This window comes from Streptomyces sp. NPDC051105 (genome assembly GCF_040682795.1).
GTDB lineage: Bacteria > Actinomycetota > Actinomycetes > Streptomycetales > Streptomycetaceae > Streptomyces.
Window position 1 is genome coordinate 211,845 of sequence record NZ_JBFBBR010000011.1, and the last position, 23,482, is coordinate 235,326.

A 23,482-nucleotide genomic window follows, 5' to 3' on the forward strand; every position below is an offset into this window, starting at 1 on the left:
GGAGCGTCAATCACTGTGGCTTGGCTCAGTCCCAGCCACCGCCGCCCCATCCTCCGCCGCCCCAGCCGTTGTCGTCGTCGCCCCAGCCGCCCCAGCCGCCGTGGCCACCGCCCCAGCCGCCGCCTCCCCAGCCGCCGCCCCAGCCGCCGCCGCCGTGGCCGCCGCCGCCCCAGCCGCCGCCACCGTGGCCGCCGCCGCCCCAGCCACCGCCGCCGTGGCCACCGCCACCGCCGCCGTGACCGCCGCCGCCACCGTTGTCCTGGTAGGAGACAACGTGGTCAGGCGCCGCGTGGGTGGCCGCGCTGGCGACACCGGCTCCGGCGGCCAGCGCCAGGATGGGTGCCGAGATCGCAGCGATGGCGACCCTCTTCATACGTGTGGTGTGCGCGCGCATGATTTCCCCTCTCCGAGGGTGTGGTTGTTTACGGCAGCCGCTTGAGGGCCGCCCTGCGTGCGCTCCAGAGCCTGCGCGCAGCTCCGAGCGCGTCCGCCGCCCTTGATGCCGGTTCTCCGCACCGCACGGGCTTCCGGCGGACCACGTCACATCCCAGGTAGAAACGGACATTAGTGACGTTCGTGTATAAACCTACGGCGCGGGCGCGACGAAGTCAAAAGCAGGACCGACCCCAGTGGAACAAGGACAAGTAAAGCTTGCGGCTTGGCCGTTCAGGCCGACACCTTCCGGTCGGGCGGGGCGGCGGGATAGCCTCGGAGGCACGGCATCTCTGACTCAGTCAACCATCGGGGGCCAGCCATGACCGTCCAGGACATCCGTGCCTTCAACCGCTTCTACACCAACGTCATCGGCGCCCTCGACTACGGCCGCCACCTCTACGCCCCCTACACCCTCACCGAGGCCCGGGTGTTGTACGAGCTCGCGCACTCCGCCGACACCGACGCGGCCGACCTGCGGGCCGATCTCGCGCTGGACGCCGGGTACTTGAGCCGGATCCTCAACAAGTTCGAGGAGGCCGGGCTGATCGAGCGCTCACCCTCGCGGAAGGACCCGCGGCGGCGGCACGTGTCGCTCACCGCGGACGGCCGGTCCGCCGCCGGGCTGCTCGACGAGCGGGCCCGGGAAACGGTCGGCTCGCTGCTGGGCGCCGTCGACCCCGGCCAGCGGCCACGGCTCGCCGAGGCGATGCGCACCATCCGTATGATCCTCGGCGACGCGCACACCCCCGACGGCGCCGGCGAGGCCGTACTGCGCGAGCCGCACCCGGGCGACCTGGGCTGGATCGTGCAGCGCAACGCGGCCCTGTACGCCGCCGAGTACGGCTGGAACACCGACTACGAGGGCCTGGTGGCCCGGATCGTCGCCGACTACGCCGAGGACCACGACCCGCATCTGGAGCGGGTTTGGATCGCCGAGTGGGCGGGGCGGCCCATGGGGTGCGTGATGTGCGTACGGGACGACGCCCCAGGCACCGCACGGCTGCGGCTGCTGCTCGTCGAGCCGGAGGCCCGGGGGCTCGGCATCGGGGACCGGCTGGTCAGCGCCGTGATCGACTTCGCGCGCGGGGTCGGCTACCGGGACCTGGTGCTGTGGACCAACGACGTCCTGTCCGCCGCCCGCCGCATCTACCAGCGGCACGGCTTCGTCCTCGCCGCCGAGAAACCGCACCGCTCCTTCGGCAAGGATCTGGTCGGGCAGGACTGGCGGCTGGACCTGCACGGAACCGATGGATGAGAAGTAGGTTGGTGGACATGAGGTACGCCTTCTCCACCCTCGGGGTTCCCGGTCTCGCGGTGCCGGACGTGCTGGCACTCGCCACCACCCACGGCTACCACGGCGTGGAACTGCGCGCCCATCCGGAAGAGCCCGTGCATCCCGGCCTCGGCCCGGCCGCGCGGGCGGATGTGGCCGCCGACTTCAAGGCGGCCGGGGTGGAGGTCCTGGGCGTCGCCGGGTACACGCGCGTCGCGGCCCCCGGCGAGGACGCCCCGGTCCTCGACGAGATGCGCCAACTCCTCCAGCTGGCGCACGACTTGGGCGCCTCCTTCGTCCGTGTCTTCCCCGGCGCCGACCCGGCGCTGCCCGCCGCCGAGTCCGACGCGATCGCCGCCCGGCGGCTCGGCACGGTCGCCGAGGACGCCTCCGCGCTCGGTGTCCGGGTCCTGCTGGAGACGCACGACTCGCACCGCACCGGCGCCGCCGCGATCCGCGTCCTCGGCCCGGTCGGCCACCGCATGGTCGGATCCCTCTGGGACGTCATGCACACCTGGCTGGGCGGCGAGCAGCCCGCCGAGACCTACGCGGCCCTCGCCCCGCACCTCGGCTACGTGCAGGTCAAGGACATCGCCTCGGCCGAGGACACCACCCCGCTGCCGCTCGGCGCCGGGGTCCTGCCCCTGTCCGAGTGCGTCGAGGTGCTCTCCCGGCACGGCTGGGACGGCTGGCTGTGCTGGGAGTACGAGAAGCGCTGGTACGAGGCGGCGGCCCCGCTGCCCGGCCTGCTGACGGCGGGCCGGGACCACCTGGCACGCCTGCTCAACGAGTCGGCGTGAGCGGAACGACCGGCCCCCGCGCGAGGTAGGCCCCGCACCGGGGCCACCCGCCCGGGTCACGGCGCCGAGATCACGCGCCGTAGGTCGCGCTCGCCTGGCTGGGCGACAGTTCGCAAGACACCTGCGACACCCGGCGGTCCTTCGGCCCCTTCGACACGGTCCAGCGCGCCTTGTCCACCTGCGAGTGAGACACCCCGATGTCCTCGGCCGGACGGAACAGCGAGTTCTTGACGTACCTCGAATCCCTCTGCCCCCGACTTTCGGAAGTCGGGAACCCGGGCCCTCCCCCGTCCGTCCAATGCGCAGGCTGTCGGAAGAGTCTCCGTGGTGTGGTGTCGGCCCTCGCTGCTGGCTGCGACGGTCGACCCACCCTCTCCGCCGCACCACGGCCGCCGGCCCGCCGCCATCGACGTGCCCCCCTCCGATGCGCCGATGGCGGCCCCTTTCTGGTCGGGTCCTGCCCGGCGCGCCGGCCCGGAGACCTGGGGCGTGGCACGCCCATCTGCCGCGTTGTCGTCGGTCACCGACGCTCCGCGTCGACTCCCTCCTCCGCCGTGCAGCCGCACGCACCACACCCCGCTCACGTCCGCCGAACGGGTGCCGTTCCCCTCCTTCGGGCTGACGCGCCGGGCAGGCCCTGTGCATTCCCTTGACGGAAAGAAACTTCCCGAATATTGGTGTGCCTACGGAAGTTTCCTTCAGCCGGTTCTCCACCAGAAGGAGCGCACGTGCCCTCCAGACGCACCGTCCTCGCCGCGACCGCGGGCGTCACCGCGGGACTGACCGTCGGCAACAGCGCGTACGCCTTCGGCTCGGACGACAAGAACTCCGACAACAAGAACTCCGACGACAAGAAACTCCGCTCCCTCATCTCCCGTATGACCCTTGAGGAGAAGGTCGGCCAGCTGTTCGTGATGCGGGTCTACGGCCACTCCGCCACCGCCCCCGACCAGGCCGACATCGATGCCAACCTCAAGGAGATCGGCGTCCGTACGGCCGCCGAGCTGGTCGCCAGGTACCGCGTCGGTGGGATCATCTACTTCACCTGGGCGCACAACACCCGGAGCCCGCGGCAGATCGCCGAACTGTCGAACGGGATCCAGCAAGCCTCCCTGGGCCAGCCGCGCGGCCTCCCCGTGCTCATCGCCACGGACCAGGAGCACGGCGCCGTCTGCCGGATCGGTGAGCCCGCCGCCCTCTTCCCGGGCGCGATGGCCATGGGAGCGGGCGGCTCGCGCGCCGACGCCCGTACCCTCGGCCGGATCTCCGGCGCGGAGCTGCGGGCGATGGGAATCCGGCAGGACTACTCCCCCGACGCCGACGTCAACGTGAACCCGGCCAACCCCATCATCGGCGTACGGTCCTTCGGTGCCGACCCGGACGCGGCCGGCGCGCTGGTCGCCGCCGAGGTGCAGGGGTACCAGGACGCCGGGGTCGCGGCCACCGCCAAGCACTTCCCGGGGCACGGCGACACCGCCGTCGACAGCCACACCGGCTTCCCGGTCATCACGCACAGCCGGGAGCTGTGGGAGAAGCTGGACGCGGTCCCGTTCCGGGCGGCGGTGAAGGCGGGCATCGACTCGATCATGACGGCGCACATCCAGTTCCCGGCGCTGGACGACTCCGGCGACCCCGCGACCCTCTCCCACCCGGTCCTCACCGGCATCCTGCGCGGCGAACTCGGCTACGACGGGGTCGTGGTGACCGACTCGCTGGGCATGGAAGGCGTGCGCACCAAGTACGGCGACGACCGTGTGCCCGTGCTCGCCCTGAAGGCCGGGGTCGACCAGCTCCTCAACCCGCCCACGCTGGACGTGGCCTGGAACGCCGTCCTGAAGGCCGTACAGGACGGGGAGCTGACCGAGGCGCGGCTGGACGAGTCGATCCTGCGGGTCCTGCGGCTGAAGTCCCGGCTGGGGCTGCTCGACCGGCCGTACGTCAACACCAAGGACGTCGGCCGGGTGGTGGGCACGGCCCGGCACCTCGCCGTCGCCGACCGGATCGCCGAGCGCACCACCACCCTGCTGGTCAACGAGGGCGGGCTGCTGCCGCTGTCCCACCGCACGCACGGCAGGGTGCTGGTGGTGGGCGCCGACCCGGCCTCCCCGTCCGGTACGACGGGCCCGCCCACCGGCGTACTCGCCACCGCCCTCACCGAACTCGGCTTCACCACGGCCGTGCTGGCCACCGGTACGGATCCGGCCGCGGCGACGATCGACAAGGCGGTGGCGGCGGCGCAGGAGGTGGACGCGGTGGTCGTCGGGACGTACAACGTGACGGCGGGCGGCGGACAGCAGCGGCTGGTGGAGAAGTTGGTCGCGACCGGCCGGCCGGTGGTGGCGGTGGCCGTGCGCAACCCGTACGACATCGCCCAACTGCCCACCGTGCGGGCCTGTCTGGCGTCCTACTCCTGGACGGACGTCGAACTGCGGGCCGCGGCCCGGGTGATCGCCGGGCGGGTCGCGCCGCGCGGCAGGCTGCCGGTGCCGGTGCAGCGGGCGGACGATCCGACGCAGGTGCTGTACCCGATCGGCCACGGGCTGACGTACTAGACGTACGTAATAGATCGGGCGTAACGCCCCCAACGGGCGGAAAGCCTCCCGCACAGCTGGCGTGGGCCGTGCCCGCGGGCCACGCTGGCAGGGGGGTCGGTATGTGGAGCAGACGTTGCGCGGGGGTGCTGGTGACGCTCGCCGTCGCCCTGTCGTCGGCCGGGTGCCGGCCGTCCCCGTCCGGGGAGCCGGCGGGCAGCGCGCGGTCGACGGCGAGTCCGACGGTGTCCGGGTACGGCGCGCGGTTCCTCGCGGTCACCGAGTGCAGCTCGTTCGGGACCGCCAGTTTCACCGAGGTGCCCTGCACCAGCGAACGGGCGGCGGCCCGGGTCGTCGCCCGGTACGACGGCACGATCGCCGCCGGACCCGCGTGCCCGGCCACCACCGACTTCGTGCTGCACATCGGCGCCCAGCGCACCGGCGGCGACGTGGACGGTGACGGAACGATCCCGCAGGGCTATGCCTGCATGCGCAACCTGGAGCCGCCGCACCCCGGCGATCCCGGCGGGGGCGGCGGACCGCGCACGATCGTCGGCGACTGCGTCTACGGCTCGGGCCACGGCCAGGTCCGGGAGACCGCCTGTGACGGCTCGGGGAAGCGGACACCGCAGTACACGGTGGTGCGTGCGGTGACCTCGCGGGACCGGTGCCCGGCGTCGACGGCCCTGTACGTCCAGCTCGGCGGCGAACGGCCGGTGGGCTGCGCCCGCCGCGTGTGAACGCTCCATGTCGGCCTCGGCCGCGGCCGGGTTTCTCCCCCTAAGGTGGGCCGATGCGTGCGGAGATCGGGCTCCTGCTCGCCGTGCCCGAGCTCTCCATGCCGTCCTTCGCCGAACTCGCCGGGCATCTGCTGCGGGAGGCGGCCGGCCATGGCGGAAGGCATCGGAGCACCTGCCGTCACACCAGGGGGAATCAGAGGGGCGTAAGGGCGTTCAGCACAGAATCCAGCCGGAACTCACCGAGCTGCGGCCCACCGCGCCCTTGACCCAGACGCACCGGTGCCCGGCGTGCACGGTCACCGGGCCCGCGTGGTACTGGTACTTGCCCTTGTCGACGACCGGGCGGTTGCCGCGGGCCTGGACGCTGACGGACATCATGCGCTTGCCGCCGGAGTTCCTGGGGAGCGTGACCGCGCAGACGTAGCCGCCCTGCCGGTAGATGTGCACGATGCCGGTGGCGAAGGGCAGGGTCCGCACCTGGCGCCCGGCGCAGTTGCCCGCCGTCACGGCCTGGGCCTCGGCCGGTACCACGAGGGCGAGCGCCCCGGAGGCGGCCAGCGCGGCCGCACCGAGCGCCAGCCGCCGCCGTATCGCACCACTGTTCACAGTCGTCCCCTCCCGCACCGCCCCGCAGCTGTGCCCCAGCCATGACCGTACTGATGTACGGACGCACGACATATGTCGGATGGTTGCACGACCGTCAGCGACCCGATCACCCGCCCTGGACCACGCCAGGTCAGGACGCCGGCGGCTCAGCGGGTCGCGCCGACGGGCTCCTCCGGTTCCTCGGACTGGCCGATGAAGGTGCGCCACAGTCGGGCGTAGTGGCCGTCGCGGGCGAGGAGTTCGTCGTGGGTGCCGTCCTCGGCGACCCGGCCGTGGTCCATGACCACCACCCGGTCGGCACGGGCCGCGGTGGTCAGCCGGTGGGCGACGACCAGGGTGGTACGACGGCCCGTGAGACGGTCGGTGGCGATGTTGACCTGGGCCTCCGTCGCCAGGTCGAGGGCCGCCGTCGCCTCGTCGAGGAGCAGGACGTCGGGGTCGACGAGTTCCGCGCGGGCCAGGGCGATCAGCTGGCGCTGGCCCGCCGAGAGGTTGCGGCCGCGCTCGGCCACCTCGTGGAGGTAGCCGCCGTCGAGGGTGGCGATCATCTCGTGGGCGCCGACCGCGCGGGCCGCCGCCTCCACCTCGGCGTCGGTGGCGTCCGGACGGCCGTAGGCGATGGCGTCCCGGACGGTCCCCTGGAAGAGGTACGCCTCCTGCGGGACCACTCCGAGCCGGTGCCGGTAGGAGGTGAGGTCCAGGGTGCGCAGATCCGTGCCGTCGACCGTCACCCGGCCGCCCGTCGGGTCGTAGAACCGCGCGACCAGCTTGACGAGGGTCGACTTGCCGGCGCCGGTCTCGCCGACGAAGGCGACCGTCTGCCCGGCGGGGATCGTCAGGTCGATCCCGCCGAGGGCTTCTTCGTCGTTCCCGTACGCGAAGTGCACGTCCTCGAAGGCGATCTCGCCCCGGAGTTCGGTCGCCTCCCGCGGCTGGTCCGCGGCCCGCGTCGACGTCTGCTCGCGGAGCAGTTCCTGGATGCGGCCGAGGGAGACGGTGGCCTGCTGGTAGCCGTCGAAGACCTGGGAGAGCTGCTGGACGGGTGCGAAGAACAGGTCGATGTAGAGGAGGTAGGCGACCAGGGCACCGGTGGTGAGGGTGGCCGCCTCCACCCGGTGCGCGCCCGCCATCAGCACGCCGGCCGCGGCCACCGACGACAGCAGCTGGACGAACGGGAAGTACACCGAAATCAGCCACTGGCCCCGGATACGGGCCCTGCGGTAGCTCTCGCTGCGCTCGGTGAAACGGCGCCCGCTGTCCCCCTCGCGCCGGAAGGCCTGCACGATCCTGAGGCCCGACACCGACTCCTGGAGGTCGGCGTTCACCACCGACACCCGCTCACGGGCGAGTTCGTACGCCTTCACGCTGGCCCGGCGGAAGAAGAAGGTCGCGACGATCAGCGGGACCAGGGTGGTGAACACGACCAGCGCGAGCTGTACGTCGATCACCAGCAGGACGACCATGATGCCGAAGAAGGTGACGACGGAGACGAAGGCGGTGACCAGCCCGGTCTGCAGGAAGGTCGAGAGCGCGTCGACGTCGGTCGTCATCCGGGTCATGATCCGGCCGGTCAGCTCCCGCTCGTAGTAGTCGAGTCCGAGCCGCTGGAGCTGGGCGAAGATCTTCAGCCGGAGCGAGTAGAGGACGCGTTCGCCGGTACGTCCGGTCATCCGGGTCTCGCCGATCTGGGCCGCCCACTGGGCCAGTACCGCGAACAGCCCGAGCAGCGAGGCCGCCCAGACCGCGCCGAGCGCCATCTTGGTGACGCCCTGGTCGATGCCGTGCCGGATCAGCACCGGCAGCAGCAGGCCCATGCCGGCGTCCACGGCGACCAGCGCGAGGCTGACGAGCAGGGGACGCCCGAAGCCGCGCAGCAGCCGGCGCAGACCGTAGGAGTCCTCGGGGAGTACGGCCCGGGCCTCGTCGATGTCGGGGGTGTCGGTGGCCGGGGGCAGCGCGTCGACCTGGGCGAGGAGTTCGGGGGTGGCCGGGGTGCCGGCGAGGGCGAGGTCCCTGGGCGTACGGTCGCCGGTCCACAGGCGCGGGGTCACGCCTCGCTCGGCGTCGAACTCCGCGTCCAGTTCGTCCCGGACCGTCGTGTCCTCTTGCGGGATCACGGGGAGGGCGTGGCCCGGGGAGACCCCGCCCAGCTCGTCGGGGTCGGTGAGCAGCCGGCGGTAGAGGGCGGACCGCTCCTGGAGCTCCTCGTGGGTGCCGATGTCGGCGAGCCGGCCGCCGTCGAGGACGGCGATGCGGTCGGCGAGGTTGAGGGTGGAGCGGCGGTGCGCGATGAGGAGGGTGGTGCGGCCGCGCATCACGTGTTTGAGCGCCTCATGGATCTCGTGCTCCACGCGGGCGTCGACGGCCGAGGTGGCGTCGTCGAGGACGAGCAGGCGGGGGTCGGTCAGCAGGGCGCGGGCGAGGGCGACGCGCTGGCGCTGGCCGCCGGAGAGGGTGAGGCCCTGCTCGCCGACCTTGGTGCCGTAGCCCTCGGGCAGCTCGTCGATGAAACGGTCCGCCTGGGCGGCGCGGGCGGCTTCCCGGATCTCCTCGTCGGTCGCGTCGGGGCGGCCGTAGGCGATGTTGTTGCGGACCGTGTCGGAGAAGAGGAAGGAGTCCTCCGGGACCAGGCCGATGGCCGCCCGCAGCGAGTCGAAGGTCAGCTCGCGGACGTCGTGGCCGCCGACCAGGACGGCGCCGTGGGTGACGTCGTAGAAGCGCGGCAGGAGCAGGGAGACCGTGGACTTGCCGGAGCCGGAGGAGCCGACGACGGCGAGGGTCTCGCCCGGCCGGATCTCGAAGCTGAGCCCGTTCAGCACCGGGCGTTCATGGTCGTACCCGAAGGACACGTCGTCGAACTCGACGGTCGCGGGCGCGTCGGCGGGAAGGGTCTTCGTGCCCTCCTTCAGGGTCGGCTCGGTGTCGATCAGCTCCAGGACGCGCTCGGTGCCGGCGCGGGCCTGCTGGCCGACCGTGAGGACCACGGCGAGCATCCGGACCGGGCCGACCAGCTGGGCGAGGTAGGAGGAGAAGGCGACGAAGGTGCCGAGGGTGATGTGACCGCGGACCGCCAGCCAGCCGCCGAGCGCCAGCATGGCGACCTGGCCGAGGGCCGGGACGGACTGCAGGGCCGGGGTGAACCTGCTGTTCAGCCGGATGGTGCGCAGGCGTCCCGCGAAGAGCCTGCGGCCGACCTCCCTGAGCTTGCCGGTCTCCTGCTCCTCCTGCCCGAAGCCCTTCACCACGCGGACGCCACTCACGGCACCGTCGACCACGCCGGCGACGGCGGCGGCCTGGGCCTGGGCGTACCAGGTGGCGGGGTGGAGCTTGTTGCGGCTGCGCTTGGCGATCCAGTACAGGGCCGGGGCGACGGCGAGGGCCACCAGGGTGAGCGGCAGCGACAGCCAGGCCATGATGCCGAGGGAGATCAGGAAGAGGAGGACGTTGCCGATGGTCATGGGCAGCATGAAGAGCAGGCCCTGGATCAGCTGGAGGTCGCTCGTCGCCCGGCCGACCACCTGACCGGTGGACAGCTCGTCCTGCCGCCGTCCGTCGAGCCGGGTGATGGTGTCGTACATCTCGGTCCGCAGGTCGTGCTGGACGTCGAGGGCGAGCCGGCCGCCGTAGTAGCGACGGACGAAGGTGGCCACGTAGACGAGGACGGCGGCGCCGACCAGGGCACCGGCCCAGGGGCCCATGGCCCGGCTGTGGTCACCGATCACGTCGTCGATGATCACCTTGGTGATCAGGGGTACGACGGCCAGTACGGCCATACCGGCCAGCGAGGACCCGAGCGCGAGTACGACGTACCTGGGATGCCGCCAGGCATACTCCGCCAGCCTGCGCGCCCAGCCCTGCCGCCGCTCCCCCTGTTGCGCTGCCACGCGGTGCCTCCCGTTCGCCCTCTTCTTCCGCATGACCACAACACGGACGGAACCGGATTTCATCCCTCCGCAACAATTCTCGGGCGATGGTCGCAGGAGGGCTCGGTCCACGGACCTGGGCCCCCTCGCTCCGGCGGGCAGGGCTTGACCTCAAGTGCGGTCGAGTTTCTACGGTCGGCGGTGTCGAACCACTCAGGCACAGACGGAGGTACCGGCCGTGGAGTACTCGCACAGCGACGCCGAACTGATCCACCAGCCCATCGGCTACTGGAGCTGGGCCGCCCACAAGGCCGTCGTCACCCGCGCCCGGGCCGCCCTCGCGGAGATCGGCACCACCCAGCCGCAGTGGTGGGTCCTGGGCCAGGTCGCCCGGGCCGACGGCGACGGGACCCGGGACGAGGTGTCCCGCATCCTCCGGGGCTACCTCGACACCGGCCCGGAGGCCATGGAGGAGGAGATCGACAGCACCATCGCCCACGGGTGGATCACCCAGGCCCCGGGCGGCCTCCTGAGCCTCACGGAAGAGGGCCGGGCCTTCTACGGCAAGGCCGCGGCCGTCCAGGCCGAGCTGCAGGCGGAGCGCCACGCGGGCATCTCCGACGAGGAGTACCTGACCACCCTCAAGGTGCTGCAGCGCTTCATCCACAACACGGGCGGGAGCGCCTGGCACCACTAGGTGTTCCGTCCGGACGTCTCCTCCGTTCGCGGCGGTCCGGCGAAGGCAGCAGACTGGGGCCGCCGGCCGGTCACCCGCAGGAGGTCGCCATGGCGACGCTGCTGTCCGTCAACGTGGGAATGCCCGAGGACGTCCCCTGGCAGGGAAGGACCGTCCGCACCGGGGCGTGGAAGTCCCCCGTGCCCGGCCGCCGCATGGTGCGGCGGCTGAACGTCGAGGGAGACGGCCAGGGCGACCTGGCCGGGCACGGCGGCGAGATCCGGGCCGTGCTCGTCTACCAGCTGGACTCCTACCGGTACTGGCGGAAGAAGCTCGGCCGCGACGACCTGACCTTCGGGATCTTCGGGGAGAACTTCACCGTCGACGGCCTGCCCGACGACGAGGTGTGCATCGGCGACCGGTACCGGATCGGCGAGGCGGAGTTCGAGGTCACCCAGCCCCGCGTCACCTGCTACCGCGTCGGCATGCGCCTGGGCGAGCCCGGCATGGCCGCCCTCCTGGTCGCCCACCACCGCCCCGGCTTCTACCTGCGGGTACTCACCGAGGGTCACGTCCAGGCCGGCGACGGAATCACCCTCACCCGCAAGGGGCCGGGCGAACTCAGCGTCGCCGACACCGACGCGCTGCTCTACCTCCCCGGCCGCGACCCCGCGAAGCTGCGCACCGCGCTGGACATCCCCGCCCTCAGCCCCGGCTGGCAGCAGTCCTTCCGTGAGCTCGCCGCCGCCGGGCGGCCCGGGGAGGAGCCGGGGTGGCCGGGCTTCCGGCCCCTGCGCGTCACCCGTATCGTCCGCGAGACCGCCGACATCTCCTCCGTCTACCTGGACACCGTCGACGGCACCCCGCTGCCGGCGGCCCGCCCGGGCCAGTACCTCTCCCTCCGTCCCGCCGCCGGGGCGGCCGTCCACGAGGTGCGCAGCTACTCCCTGTCCTCGGCGCCGCCCGTGGCCGACGGCTACCGGATCAGCGTCAAGCACGAACCCCACGGGAAGGTCAGCGGCTACATCCACGCCGGGCTCCGCCCCGGGGACCTCGTGGACGTCGCCGCCCCACGCGGCACGTTCGTCCTCGAAGACGGCACCGGCCCGGTCGTCCTCGCCTCCGCCGGCATCGGTGTCACTCCCGTGCTCGCCATGCTCCACCGGCTCGCCGCGGCCCGGGACCCGCGTCCCCTCTGGTGGCTCCACACCGCCCACGACCGCGCCCACCACGCCTTCGCGGCCGAGGCCCGGGCCCTCCTCGCCCGGCTCCCCGACGCCCGCGAGCACCTCTACTACACGGCCGACGGCCCACGCCCCGGCGAGGACCGGGTCACCCGGGGCCGCCCCACCGCCGCGTCACTCGCCGCCCTCGGGATCCCGCCCGACGCCGACGCCTACCTGTGCGGACCGACCGCCTTCATGGACGACCTCGGCGACATCCTGCGCGACCACGGTCTGCGCCCCGAGCGGATCCACACGGAACGGTTCAGCGCGCTCACCGCCATCAACCCCGGCGTCACCCCCACCGCCGCGGTCCGGCCGCACCAGCCCTCCGGTCCGCCGGGCCCCGGCCCGCTCGTCACCTTCGCCCGCAGCGGCGTCTCCACCCCGTGGTCACCCGCCCACGCCTCGCTCCTCGAACTCGCCGAGGCCTGCGACATCCCCACCCGCTGGTCGTGCCGCACCGGCGTCTGCCACACCTGCGTCACCCCGCTGGTGACAGGCGACGTCGTCTACACCACCCCGCCGCTCGAACTCCCCGAGCCCGGCACCGTCCTCGTCTGCTGCAGCACCCCGGCCACCGAGGCCGTCCTCGACCTCTGACCCGGGCGGCACGGCCGCGACAGCCGCGGCGACCGGCACCTCCGCCGTCGCCGTGCCGGTAACGACTCGTCAAACCCTGCCCCGCCCGTACAACCATTCGTGCGAACTCGCGAGTCAATCCGGGTATGACACACCGGATATCGAGACGCGCCAAGGTACTGGTGGCGATCGCAGGCGGGGCCGCGTTCACCGCGGGGGTGGCCGCACCCGCCTCGGCAGCCGCTCCCACCGTCAGCTGCACGTCCGCGAAGGCGGGCCTCGCCGCGAAGCTGAAGAAGGACATCACCGCGGCGATGGCGAACCGCAGGGGGACCATCGCCGTCGGGCTCTACGACCGGTCCACGAAGACCACGTGCACGCTCCGTGCCACCACCCACTACGACTCGGCGAGCACCGTGAAGGTGACCGTGCTGGCCACGCTGCTGTGGGACGCCAAGAAGCACAACCGCTACCTGACGGCAACCGAGCAGTCGCTGGCCAAGGCAATGATCACCAAGTCGGACAACGACGCGACCACGAAACTGTGGAAGCAGCTCGGCCTGACGAAGATCAAGGGGTTCCTGACGGCCGCCGGGATGACCCAGACCACGCCGGGCGCCAACGGCTACTGGGGCCTCACCCAGATCGACGTCCACGACGAGCAGCGGCTGCTCACCATGATCACCGCCAAGAACACCGTCCTGAGCGACAACTCACGGGCGTACATCCAGAAGCTGATGGGAGAGGTCATCTCGTCCCAGCGCTGGGGCACCCCGTACGGCGTCCCGTCCGGGGTCTCCGTGCACGTCAAGAACGGCTGGCTGTCGCGGTCCACGCACGGCTGGCGGGTGCACAGCCTCGGCACCTTCAAGGGCGGCGGCCACGACTACATGATGACCGTGCTGACCCACGACAACAGCACCATGAACTACGGGATCACCACGATCCAGGGCATCGCGAAGGCCATCCACAAGGACCTGGCGGCGAGTTGAGCGCTCGAGTCATGGCCGGGGCACGCTTCTCCGGCCATGACCCGGCCCGGTCCCGCCCCGGTCCCGCCCTGGTCCCGCCCTGACCTGAACTGACCTGACCGACCTTTCATGAGCGGGTCTCCCGCCCTTCACCGATCCGGCTTACGGTGACGGCCATGCGCCTGCGAACCGTACTCGCCACCGTCACCGCCGGCCTGGCGACGGCCACCTGTCTGTCCGCCGCCGGACCCGCCGCCGCGTCCGCCAACTCCAGCCCGGCCAACGCCTGTTCGTCCACGGTCTCCATCGACGGCTTCTCCGACGCCCTCGACAAGACGACCTTCGACGGCACCTTCGTCGGCAACTTCTCCGCGCTCGCCCTGGACCGGCACGGCTCCCTGGCCGCTCTCTCCGACCGCTCCTCGCTCTTCGACCTGGACGCGAAGACGCTCGCACCGGAGATGGTCGTCCAGCTCGCCGACGAGAACGGCGCCGCGCTGGACTCCGAGGGTCTGGTCGTGGACCGCGACGGCACCCGGCTGGTCACCTCCGAGACCGAGCCGTCGATCCGCCGCTACTCGGTGGACGGCAGGATCCTGGACCGCCTCCCCGTGCCGTCGTCGCTGCTGGTGTCCCCCGCCGGGCGGGCCACCACCAACCAGACCTTCGAGGGCCTGACCCTCCTGAACGGCGGCCGCACCCTGCTGGCCTCCATGGAGTACGCCCTCTCCGGCGACACCGCCGGGATCGTCCGCTTCCAGACCTGGCAGCGCACCGAGGGCGACCACTTCAGGCTGTCGGCCCAGTACGCGTACCGCACCGACGACCCGATCCTCGGCGTCCCCGAGGTCCAGGCGCTGCCCGACGGCCGCCTGCTCGTCCTGGAACGCGGCTTCACCGCCGGCGTCGGCAACACCGTCCGCCTCTTCCTGGCCGACCCGCGGCACGCCACCGACACCAGCGGCATCGGGAACCTCACCGGGCAGGCCGGCGTACGGCTGATCGCGAAGACCCTGCTGACGGACATCGCGACCTGCCCGACCCTGGGCGCCACGGCCAAGCAGCCGCAGCCCAGCCCGCTCCTCGACAACATCGAGGGCATGGTGGTCACGGGCCGCTCCAAGGGCGCGTACAAGGTCCTCCTGGTCAGCGACGACAACCAGAACGCGGCCCAGACGACCCGGTTCTACCGGCTGTCCGTCCGTACGCACTGAGACACCGGCCGACTACGGAGGGCGGTCGCACCGGCCGCCCTCTTACCCGGATCTCACCCACCCACAGCTTGCGCCCAGGATCGGCACAGCCCTCACCCATCGGCCGTCTGCATGGTGGGCTGGTGACATCTGCCACCGATCCCATTCCCCCCACGACCGTGTCCCCCGACTGGGCGCCGCCCACGGCGACCCCCGCGGCTCCCCTGCCGGACAAGGCGCCGCGCTGGTCGCTGCCCGCGCTGATCGCGATCCTGATCCTGGCGGCGGTGCTCTACTCCTGGAACCTCTCCGGTTCCAACATGAACACCTTCTACAGCGGCGCCATCTGGGCCGGTACGAAGAGCTGGAAGGCCTGGTTCTTCGGTTCGCTGGACCCGGGCAACTTCCTCACCGTCGACAAACCGCCGTTCGCGACCATGGTCATGAGCCTGTCGTGCCGGATCTTCGGCTTCGGGACCTGGCAGATGATGGTGCCGCAGGTCGCGGCCGGCCTGGGCGCGATCTGGATCCTGCACGCGAACGTGAAGCGGATCTGGGGGTACGGCGCGGCGACCGTCGCCGCGCTGGTGCTCGCGCTGACCCCGATCACCGTCGCGATCAACCGCGACAACAACCCCGACACGATCCTGGTCTTCCTGATGGTCGCGGGCGCGGCGCTCGCGTTCCGCGCCACCCGTGACGAGAAGCTGCTCCCACTGCTCGGCTCGGCGGCCTGCTTCGGCCTCGCCTTCAACACCAAGCTGCTCGCGGGCTGGATCGCACTCCCGGCCGTCTTCGCGCTCTACCTGTACGCGTCGAAGGCCCCCTGGGTGAAGCGGATCGTCAACCTGGCGCTCGCCGCGGTGGTGCTGGCCGTCTCCAGCTTCTGGTGGGCGATCGCCGTCTCCCTCGTCCCGGCCTCCGACCGCCCGTACATCGGCGGCTCCACGGACGGCTCGGCCTGGGACCTGATCATGGGGTACGACGGTCTCGGCCGCGTCTTCGGCGGCGAGGGCAACGGCGCCGGGGGCGGAGGTGGGGGCGGCGGCTTCTCCGGCTCCGCCGGTCTCGGCCGGATGTTCAACGACATCCTCGGCGGCCAGATCTCCTGGCTGCTGCCCTTCTCCGCGATCGCCCTGATCGGCGGCCTGGTGCTGTGCGGCCGCGCTCCCCGCACCGACCTCCGCCGGATGGCGCTGGTCCTGTGGGGCGGCTGGACCCTCCTGCACTACGTGATCTTCGCGACCGCGCAGGGCACCATGCACCCGTACTACACGACCGCGCTGGCCCCCGGCATCGCGGCGCTGTGCGGCGGCGGTGGCGTGATGCTGCTGGACGCGTTCAGGAACGACAAGCGCTGGATCTGGGTCCTCCCCGCCGCCTTCGGCGTCACCGGCATCTGGGCGATCGTCCTGCTCCGCCGTGCCTCCGGCTGGAACACCTGGCTGTGGCCGACGATCGGCGTCCTGACGGTGGCCGGCATCGTGGGCATGATCCTCTTCCTCCCCCACGCTCGGCTTCGCTCGAGCGGGGGGACCCCCATCGGCAACCGGTCCCGCCTCTTCACCGCCTCGGTGGCGGCGGCCGTGATCGCGGCGCTGGCCGGTCCGACGGCCTACGCGGCGGCGGACCCGTTCGGCGGCTCCGTCGGCGGCGGCATGGGCGGTACGAACCCGACGGCCGGCCCCTCGACGGGCAGCGGCGGCTTCGGCGGCGGTCCCGGCGGTGGCGGCGGCAACCGGGGCGGCTTCCCGGGCGGGCAGAACGCCGAGGCCCGCGGCGAGATGGGCGGCGGCTTCCCCGGCGGCACGAACGGCGAGGCGCCGGGCGGCGGTACGGGCGCGACCGGCGGCACCGGCGGTCCTGGCGGTACCAACGGTCAGGCGCCCGGCGGCACCCAGCAGGGCGGCGGCTTCCCCGGCGGCACGAACGGTGAAATGCCGGGCGGCGCGGCCGGCGGTACCGGTGGCACCGGCGAGACAGCCGGCGGCACCGGTCAGCGCGGCGGCTTCGGCGGCGGTGGCATGGGCGGTGGCATGGGCGGCGGCGTGAGCAGCGACCTGATCGCCTACCTGAAGAAGCACATGGACGGCGCCACCTGGCTGCTCGCGGTCTCCAACTCCCAGACCGCGTCCCAGATCGAGCTGAGCGCCGAGGAGCCCGTGATCTCCATGTGGGGCTTCACCGGATCCGACAAGGCGATGACCGTCGCCAAGCTGAAGGAACTGGTGAAGGCGGGCAAGCTGCACTACATCCAGGTCGGCGGCGGCGGTATGGGCATGGGCGGCAACAACACGCTCAGCTCCGAGGTGACCAGCTGGGTGCAGAAGAACGGGACGGCGGTGAAGGAGAGCGCGTACAGCAAGAGCACGAGCACGACGGAGAGCTCGACCTCGAACTCCAAGTCCTCGACGTCTTCGTCCTCTTCGTCCGCTACATCGACGCTCTACCGGCTCGACCCGTCGGACGTCAGCTGACGTAGTCCCGACACCGAAGAGACCCCCGACCACACGGTCGGGGGTCTTTTTTTACGTCCCGTTCACCTCCGCGTCCTCATGTTCATGTCACCCTCCTTCTTGCCGCCTCATCAACCCGCGTAGATGGGAAACTCTTTATGCTGGCGACACGCATACGGCACTGGAAGTCGGTGGCGCTGACGACCGCCGCCGTCCTGGTCGGCCTGACCGCCCCGGCGCTGACGGCGACTCCGGCCGCCGCGACGACCACCGCGTACGACTCGACGTACTACAAGAACGCGATCGGCAAGACGGGGACGACCCTCAAGTCGTCCCTGCACACGATCATCAGCGCGAACGTCACCAAGCTGTCGTACTCGGCCCTGTGGGACGCCCTGAAGAAGACCGACCAGGACCCGAACAACAGCAGCAACGTGATCCTGCTGTACTCGGGTATCTCGCGCAGCAAGACCCTCAACGGCGGTGACAGCGGCGACTGGAACCGTGAGCACGTGTGGGCGATCTCGCACGGCGACCTCACCACCTCCACCGGCCCCGGCACGGACCTGCACCACATCCGGCCCGAGGACGTGGCGGTCAACGGCAAGCGCGGCAACCTCGACTTCGACGAGGGCGGCTCCACCTTCACCAACAGCGGCGGCAGCAAGGTCGACTCGGACTCCTTCGAGCCGCGCGACGCCGTCAAGGGCGATGTGGCCCGCATGATCCTCTACATGGCCGTCCGCTACGAGGGCGACGACGGCTTCGCGAACCTGGAGCCCGACGACAAGGTCGCCAACGGCAGCAACCCGTACATCGGCAAGCTCTCGGTCCTCAAGCAGTGGAACGACGAGGACCCGCCGGACTCCTTCGAGGAGAACCGCAACGACGTCATCTACAGCACCTACCAGCACAACCGGAACCCGTTCATCGACCACCCGGAGTGGGTCGAGGCGATCTGGTAGGAGCCGGGAGAAACGACGGCCGTACAGGTGCGCCTGTACGGCCGTCGTCGCAGGTCACCGTTCGCGTGCGTCGCGAGTGGGAAACGTGCTGGTATCGATCTTCACGCGTTCTCCCGTGGCCAGTGTGAAACTGACCGTCTCACCGTACGGAACCTCGACGGCCTGTCCGTGATGAGCACGTCCCCGAAGACCCGCTCGCGAGCGATACCCGCGGCCTTGACCGCATCCTTCACATCGGAAACGGTCCAATCCTGCTCGGGGCTCTGCGGGGTCATGATCACCCTTCCGTCGAAGACCTCGACCTTGAAGCCTTCGGGGATTCCGCCTCGCTCGATCAGGTCGCTCATGATGGACACGGCAGCTCACCTCCTCCCTGCACTATGTCGCTCGCCCCACACCTCCGGTGATGTTGAACGACTAGTTCGCTCACACAGGTGAAGCCGATCTTGGACTCGGGCGTGTCCGGGTGATCGCCCAGGAGCATGGGGGCGCCCCGGTGGTTCCGCCGGGGCGTCCCCAACTCCCTTTTTCGGAGCGTCCCGTGAAGTTTCGTAGCTGGTCCCTCGCTGCCGCGCTCGCGCTGACCGCGCTGGTGGTGCCCGCCCAGAGTGCCTCCGCACAGGCGGCCGCCGCCCCCTCCTGTCCCGACGGCTCGGTGTGCTTCTGGAGCGGGGAGGGCTTCGGCGGCGACTACTGGGAGTGGACGGCCCGCAGCGGCTACCGCGACATGCCGCCGGGCCTCCACGACCACGTCGGCTCCTTCGTCGCCTCCACCCGCGCCTGCTTCGTCAACTGGTCGCCGACCGAGAAGCGCGACGTCTTCAACGGCGACTGGCGCTCCCAGTACCGCGGCGACTTCGGCGGGCGGATCGACGGGGTGGGCGCCGGCGCCTGCTGAACCGGTCACCGCCCCACCGGGCCGGCCGGTAGGGGGCCCTGCCCGGGGTACTTCGCGCTCAGCCCAGGTGCGTCGGCGCGAACATCCGCAGCAGGGCCGGGAGCACGACCACCGAGGGCCCCGGAGCGGCCAGGGCCTTCGCCAGGTCCGTCTCCAGGGTCTCCGGGGTGGTGCGGACGCCGGGGACGCCGAAGGACTCGGCGAGCGCCACGTAGTCGGGGCGGGCCAGTTCCGTCGCCGTGGCCTCGCCGAACGAGTCCGTCATGTACTCGCGCAGGATGCCGTAGCCGCCGTCGTCCACGATGAGCCAGGTGACCGGGAGGTCGTGCTGCCTCGCCGTCGCCAGTTCCGCGATGGAGTAGAGGGCACCGCCGTCGCCGGACACCGCGAGGACCGGGCGGGTCGGGTCGGCGGCGGCCGCGCCGAGCGCCGCCGGGAAGCCGTAGCCGAGACCGCCGGCGCCCTGGGCCGAGTGCATGAGGTTGGTGCCCTGCGGGTCGAACGCCGACCACGCCCAGTAGGCCAGGATCGTCATGTCCCAGAAGGAGGGGGACGTCCGCGGGAGGGCCCGGCGGACCGCCGCCAACACGTCCTGTTCCAGGGTGAGTTCCTGGGCGACGATGCGCTCCGAGACCCGGGACAGCAGGTCCCGTACCCGGTCGGCCGCCGTGTCGTCCGCGCGGGGCGACACCGTCTCCAGCAGGGCCTGGAGCCCGAGCCGGGCGTCCGCGTGGATGCCGAGGGCCGGGTGGTTGGACTCCAGCTTGCCGAGGTCCGCCTCGATCTGGACGACCCGGCCGCGAGGCTTGAACGTGTGGTAGTTCGAGGAGAGTTCGCCCAGGCCCGAGCCCACGACCAGCAGGACGTCCGCGTCCTCCAGGAAGTCCGTGGTGTGGCGGTCCTCCAGCCAGGACTGGAGGGAGAGCGGGTGGTTCCAGGGGAAGGCGCCCTTGCCGCCGAAGGTGGTGACCACCGGCGCGTTCAGCGTCTCGGCCAGCTGCCGGAGCTTGCCCGACGCGTCCGCCCGTACCACTCCCCCGCCCGCGATGATCGCCGGGCGGGCCGCGCGGGACAGCAGGTCGGCCGCCACCGCGGTCAGTTCGGGGCGCGGCGGCAGCTCGTCCGGGGTGGCGTCCATCGCCGTCACCACCGGGAGCGATGTCGGAGCCAGCAGCACGTCCTGCGGGATCTCCACCCACACCGGGCCGTGCGGGGCGGAGAGGGCCGACTGCCAGGCCGCCGCGAGCGCGGAGGGGATCTGCGACTGGGTGCGGACGGTGTGCACCGACTTCACCACGCCCCGGAAGGAGGCCGACTGGTCCGGGAGTTCGTGGAGGTAGCCGTGCCGGCCGCCGCCGAGGCCGGCGGTGGGGATCTGGCTGCTGATCGCCAGCACGGGCGCGGAGGCCGAGGCCGCCTCCTGGAGCGCGGCCAGCGAGGTCAGCGCGCCGGGGCCGGTGGACAGCAGCAGCGGGGCCGCCTCGCCGGTGATCCTGCCGTACGCGTCCGCCGCGAAGCCCGCGTTGTTCTCCACCCGCAGTCCGACATAGCGGAGGCAGGAGCGGCGCAGGGCGTCGAACATGCCGAGGGCGTGCTGGCCGGGCAGTCCGAAGACGGTCGTCGCGCCGAGCCCGGCCAGCGTCTCCACGACCAGGTCCCCGCCGTTGCGGCCGGCGGGCGGGTTGAGGGCTGCGGCCGTCTGCGCCTGCGTCGGGCGGAGTACCAGGTCGTGGTCGTGGGTCACTTCGAACGAGCCTCGGCAATCTGACGGGTCATGATCGTGGTCAGTTCGTAGGCGGTGTGCGAGGCCGCCACCGACGTGATCTCCGCGTGGTCGTACGCGGGGGCCACCTCGACGACGTCCGCCGAGACGAGGTTGCAGGAGGAGAGTCCGCGCAGGATCTCCAGCAGCTCCCTGGAAGTCATACCACCCGCTTCCGGCGTGCCGGTGCCGGGGGCGTGGGCGGGGTCCAGGCAGTCGATGTCGATGGAGATGTACAGGGGGCGGTCGCCGATGCGCTGGCGGAGCTGGTCGGCCACCTCGTCGGCGCCCCGGCGGTAGATGTCCGCCGAGGTCACGATGCCGAAGCCCATCTTCTCGTCGTCGGTCAGGTCCTGCTTGCCGTACAGCGGGCCGCGGGTGCCGACGTGGGAGAGGGCCGAGGTGTCGAGGATGCCCTCCTCGACCGCCCGGCGGAACGGGGTGCCGTGGGTGTACTCGGCGCCGAAGTAGGTGTCCCAGGTGTCGAGATGGGCGTCGAAGTGGAGGAGGGCGACCGGGCCGTGCTTCCTGGCCACCGAGCGCAGCAGCGGCAGGGCGATGGTGTGGTCGCCGCCCAGGGTCATCAGCCGGGCGCCGGTGCCGAGCAGCTGGTCGGCGGCGGCCTCGATGGTCTCGACGGCCTCGTTGATGTTGAACGGGTTCACCGCGATGTCCCCGCCGTCCGCGACCTGTGCCAGGGCGAAGGGGGACGCGTCCTGGGCCGGGTTGTAGGGGCGCAGCAGCCGGGACGCCTCGCGGATGGCGTTGCCGCCGAAGCGGGCGCCCGGCCGGTACGAGACACCGGAGTCGAACGGCACGCCCACCACCGCGACGTCGGCGGTGCCGACCTCGTCGAGGCGGGGCAGCCGGGCGAAGGTCGCGGGACCGGCGTACCGCGGGATGCGGGAGGAGTCGACGGGTCCGCGGGGTGTCTCGTTGCTGCTCATGAGGTCATGCCTTCTTTCCTACGCTTCGTCGCGTATGTACTGCTTCTGTCTACGACTTTACTGGGCGGCCGGGACCGGTTCGGACGCGAGTTCGGGAGTCGCGCGGCCCGCGAGCCGTTCCCGCCAGTTGGCCAGCACGGCCGCGTCGGTCGGCCTGGTCGCCAGGGAGACGGCGACATACGCGGCCAGGGAGGAGAGGAGGCCGTAGTAGACGGGCTCGTTGGCGAGGATGCCGTAACCCGCCATCAGGCCGATCACCGCGAGGCCGCCGACGGTCACGGCGGCGAGGGCGCCCTGGACCGTGCCGCGCTTCCACAGCAGTCCGCCGAGAATCGGCACCAGGAGGCCGCCGACCAGCAGGTTGTAAGCCACGGTCAGCGCCTCCACGACGTTGTTGAGCGCGATGGCCGTGCCGATCACCCCGACGCCCATGATCAGGATGAAGACGCGGTTGCCCCGCACCTCGTCATGGTCACCGGACCTCGCCTTCCCCCGGATCCGCGACCAGATGTCGTTGTTGGCCACGGTCGCGCAGGCGATCAGCGCGCCGGAGGAGGTCGACATGACCGCGGCCAGGGCGGCGGCCAGCACCAGCCCCCGCACCCCGACGGGGAGTTCGTCCTTGACGATGGTCGCGAAGGCGTCGTCCGGGCTGCCCAGCTTCGGGTACAGCACCTTGGCGGCCGTACCGATCACGGCACCGGCGAGGGCGTACACCAGGCAGTAGGTGCCGGCGACCGTGCCGCCCCACTTCGCCGTCCGGTCGCCCCGGGCCGTGAACACGCGCTGCCAGATGTCCTGGCCGATGAGCATCCCGAACGTGTAGATCAGCACGTAGGTGAAGATCGTCTCGCCGCCGATGCCCAGCGGGTCGAAGTACGCCGTCGGCAGCTTGGCCTTCATCTCGGCGAAGCCGCCGGCCTTGACCACCGCGATCGGCAGCAGCAGGAGCAGTACGCCGATGGTCTTGACGACGAACTGCACCATGTCCGTCAGGGTGATCGACCACATGCCGCCGAGCGTCGAGTAGGCGACCACGATCGAGCCGCCGAGGACGATCGCGAGCGTCCGGTTCATGTCGAAGAGGACGTCGAAGATCGTGGCGTACGCGATGGTCGAGGTGACGGCGAGCATCAGGGTGTACGCCCACATCACGACGCCCGAGATCACGCCGGCCCGGCCGCCGTACCGCAGGTCCAGCATCTCGGAGACCGTGTACACCTTGAGGCGGGCGATCCGGGCCGAGAAGAAGACCGACAGGGCCAGCAGCCCGAGGCCGATGGTGAAGACCATCCAGGCGCCGGACAGGCCGTACTGGTAGCCGAGGCCCACACCGCCGATGGTGGACGCACCGCCCAGGACGATCGCGGCCATGGTCCCGGAGTACATGGCGGGGCCCAGGCGGCGGCCCGCCACCAGGAAGTCGCTCTTGGACCTGGCACGGCGCATGCCCCACCAGCCCATGGCCAGCATCCCGGCCAGATAGATCACGATCACTGCGTAGTCGACGGCCACAGGGCCCTCCTTCACTGGGGGTCTCGCCGGCGGGTGACGGTCACCG

Annotated in this window: 18 protein-coding genes; 11 read left to right on the forward strand and 7 right to left on the reverse strand. The window is 71.5% G+C overall.

What is annotated here, in order from left to right; genetic code table 11:
- Positions 1 to 25: 25 nt before the first annotated feature.
- Positions 26 to 394, reverse strand: coding sequence for a hypothetical protein (locus AB0N16_RS27125; protein ID WP_365800992.1), 369 nt, complete (start codon positions 392 to 394; stop codon positions 26 to 28).
- A 360-nt stretch (positions 395 to 754) separates the two neighbouring features.
- On the opposite strand from AB0N16_RS27125, the gene AB0N16_RS27130 reads away from it, so the two are divergent.
- The 4 genes from AB0N16_RS27130 (at position 755) to AB0N16_RS27145 (ending at position 5,779) form a co-directional block, all read left to right on the forward strand.
- Positions 755 to 1,690 carry a bifunctional helix-turn-helix transcriptional regulator/GNAT family N-acetyltransferase gene (locus tag AB0N16_RS27130; protein ID WP_365800993.1) on the forward strand — a complete coding sequence of 312 codons (936 nt, stop codon included), beginning with the start codon at positions 755 to 757 and terminating at the stop codon, positions 1,688 to 1,690.
- Positions 1,691 to 1,707: 17 nt separating this feature from the next.
- Positions 1,708 to 2,508 carry a sugar phosphate isomerase/epimerase family protein gene (locus AB0N16_RS27135; protein ID WP_365800995.1) on the forward strand — a complete coding sequence of 267 codons (801 nt, stop codon included), beginning with the start codon at positions 1,708 to 1,710 and terminating at the stop codon, positions 2,506 to 2,508.
- 728 nt (positions 2,509 to 3,236) lie between these two features.
- Positions 3,237 to 5,060: a glycoside hydrolase family 3 protein gene (locus tag AB0N16_RS27140; RefSeq protein WP_365800997.1), complete on the forward strand. Its 1,824-nt coding sequence runs from the start codon at positions 3,237 to 3,239 to the stop codon at positions 5,058 to 5,060.
- A 101-nt stretch (positions 5,061 to 5,161) separates the two neighbouring features.
- Positions 5,162 to 5,779 (forward strand): hypothetical protein, encoded by a 618-nt coding sequence (locus AB0N16_RS27145; protein ID WP_365800999.1) that lies wholly within the window; start codon positions 5,162 to 5,164, stop codon positions 5,777 to 5,779.
- Positions 5,780 to 5,992: 213 nt separating this feature from the next.
- Here the strand turns inward: AB0N16_RS27145 and AB0N16_RS27150 are convergent, their stop codons facing one another.
- Positions 5,993 to 6,385, reverse strand: coding sequence for a hypothetical protein (locus AB0N16_RS27150; protein ID WP_365801001.1), 393 nt, complete (start codon positions 6,383 to 6,385; stop codon positions 5,993 to 5,995).
- 146 nt (positions 6,386 to 6,531) lie between these two features.
- Complete coding sequence (locus AB0N16_RS27155) at positions 6,532 to 10,269, reverse strand: ABC transporter ATP-binding protein (protein ID WP_365801003.1); 3,738 nt, start codon at positions 10,267 to 10,269, stop codon at positions 6,532 to 6,534.
- 217 nt (positions 10,270 to 10,486) lie between these two features.
- On the opposite strand from AB0N16_RS27155, the gene AB0N16_RS27160 reads away from it, so the two are divergent.
- The 6 genes from AB0N16_RS27160 (at position 10,487) to AB0N16_RS27185 (ending at position 18,314) form a co-directional block, all read left to right on the forward strand.
- Positions 10,487 to 10,945 carry a MarR family winged helix-turn-helix transcriptional regulator gene (locus AB0N16_RS27160; RefSeq protein ID WP_365801005.1) on the forward strand — a complete coding sequence of 153 codons (459 nt, stop codon included), beginning with the start codon at positions 10,487 to 10,489 and terminating at the stop codon, positions 10,943 to 10,945.
- Between the two features lie 89 nt (positions 10,946 to 11,034).
- Complete coding sequence (locus AB0N16_RS27165) at positions 11,035 to 12,750, forward strand: MOSC and FAD-binding oxidoreductase domain-containing protein (protein WP_365801007.1); 1,716 nt, start codon at positions 11,035 to 11,037, stop codon at positions 12,748 to 12,750.
- A 125-nt stretch (positions 12,751 to 12,875) separates the two neighbouring features.
- Positions 12,876 to 13,721, forward strand: a complete 846-nt coding sequence (locus AB0N16_RS27170) for a serine hydrolase (protein WP_365801009.1) — start codon at positions 12,876 to 12,878, stop codon at positions 13,719 to 13,721.
- Positions 13,722 to 13,876: 155 nt separating this feature from the next.
- Positions 13,877 to 14,914 carry an esterase-like activity of phytase family protein gene (locus AB0N16_RS27175; RefSeq protein ID WP_365801011.1) on the forward strand — a complete coding sequence of 346 codons (1,038 nt, stop codon included), beginning with the start codon at positions 13,877 to 13,879 and terminating at the stop codon, positions 14,912 to 14,914.
- 122 nt (positions 14,915 to 15,036) lie between these two features.
- A complete protein-coding gene (locus AB0N16_RS27180; RefSeq protein ID WP_365801013.1) occupies positions 15,037 to 17,370 on the forward strand; it encodes a glycosyltransferase family 39 protein in 2,334 nt (777 codons plus the stop codon).
- Between the two features lie 137 nt (positions 17,371 to 17,507).
- Positions 17,508 to 18,314: an endonuclease gene (locus AB0N16_RS27185; RefSeq protein WP_365801015.1), complete on the forward strand. Its 807-nt coding sequence runs from the start codon at positions 17,508 to 17,510 to the stop codon at positions 18,312 to 18,314.
- A gap of 101 nt (positions 18,315 to 18,415) precedes the next feature.
- On the opposite strand, the gene AB0N16_RS27190 is transcribed toward AB0N16_RS27185, so the two are convergent.
- Positions 18,416 to 18,661, reverse strand: coding sequence for a hypothetical protein (locus AB0N16_RS27190; RefSeq protein ID WP_365801017.1), 246 nt, complete (start codon positions 18,659 to 18,661; stop codon positions 18,416 to 18,418).
- A gap of 194 nt (positions 18,662 to 18,855) precedes the next feature.
- On the opposite strand from AB0N16_RS27190, the gene AB0N16_RS27195 reads away from it, so the two are divergent.
- Positions 18,856 to 19,212 (forward strand): peptidase inhibitor family I36 protein, encoded by a 357-nt coding sequence (locus tag AB0N16_RS27195; RefSeq protein WP_365801019.1) that lies wholly within the window; start codon positions 18,856 to 18,858, stop codon positions 19,210 to 19,212.
- A 58-nt stretch (positions 19,213 to 19,270) separates the two neighbouring features.
- On the opposite strand, the gene AB0N16_RS27200 is transcribed toward AB0N16_RS27195, so the two are convergent.
- From AB0N16_RS27200 to AB0N16_RS27210, 3 genes are read right to left on the reverse strand one after another with little or no spacing between them, the layout of a single operon-like run.
- Complete coding sequence (locus AB0N16_RS27200) at positions 19,271 to 20,956, reverse strand: thiamine pyrophosphate-binding protein (protein ID WP_365801021.1); 1,686 nt, start codon at positions 20,954 to 20,956, stop codon at positions 19,271 to 19,273.
- Positions 20,953 to 21,921: an agmatinase gene (speB, locus tag AB0N16_RS27205; RefSeq protein WP_351734961.1), complete on the reverse strand. Its 969-nt coding sequence runs from the start codon at positions 21,919 to 21,921 to the stop codon at positions 20,953 to 20,955. The genes AB0N16_RS27200 and speB overlap by 4 nt, the downstream gene beginning before the upstream one ends.
- 57 nt (positions 21,922 to 21,978) lie before the next feature.
- Positions 21,979 to 23,436, reverse strand: coding sequence for a sodium:solute symporter (locus AB0N16_RS27210; RefSeq protein WP_365801023.1), 1,458 nt, complete (start codon positions 23,434 to 23,436; stop codon positions 21,979 to 21,981).
- Positions 23,437 to 23,482: the final 46 nt, after the last annotated feature.

What these genes read in the sequence shown, in the direction of transcription:
- AB0N16_RS27130 (WP_365800993.1), top strand. Translation starts at nt 755, where the DNA reads ATGACCGTCCAGGACATCCGTGCCTTCAACCGCTTCTACACCAACGTC.
- AB0N16_RS27135 (WP_365800995.1), top strand. Translation starts at nt 1,708, where the DNA reads ATGAGGTACGCCTTCTCCACCCTCGGGGTTCCCGGTCTCGCGGTGCCG.
- AB0N16_RS27145 (WP_365800999.1), top strand. Translation starts at nt 5,162, where the DNA reads ATGTGGAGCAGACGTTGCGCGGGGGTGCTGGTGACGCTCGCCGTCGCC.
- speB (WP_351734961.1), bottom strand. Translation starts at nt 21,921, where the DNA reads ATGAGCAGCAACGAGACACCCCGCGGACCCGTCGACTCCTCCCGCATC.
- AB0N16_RS27170 (WP_365801009.1), top strand. Translation starts at nt 12,876, where the DNA reads ATGACACACCGGATATCGAGACGCGCCAAGGTACTGGTGGCGATCGCA.
- AB0N16_RS27125 (WP_365800992.1), bottom strand. Translation starts at nt 394, where the DNA reads ATGCGCGCGCACACCACACGTATGAAGAGGGTCGCCATCGCTGCGATC.
- AB0N16_RS27190 (WP_365801017.1), bottom strand. Translation starts at nt 18,661, where the DNA reads ATGAGCGACCTGATCGAGCGAGGCGGAATCCCCGAAGGCTTCAAGGTC.
- AB0N16_RS27165 (WP_365801007.1), top strand. Translation starts at nt 11,035, where the DNA reads ATGGCGACGCTGCTGTCCGTCAACGTGGGAATGCCCGAGGACGTCCCC.
- AB0N16_RS27175 (WP_365801011.1), top strand. Translation starts at nt 13,877, where the DNA reads ATGCGCCTGCGAACCGTACTCGCCACCGTCACCGCCGGCCTGGCGACG.
- AB0N16_RS27185 (WP_365801015.1), top strand. Translation starts at nt 17,508, where the DNA reads ATGCTGGCGACACGCATACGGCACTGGAAGTCGGTGGCGCTGACGACC.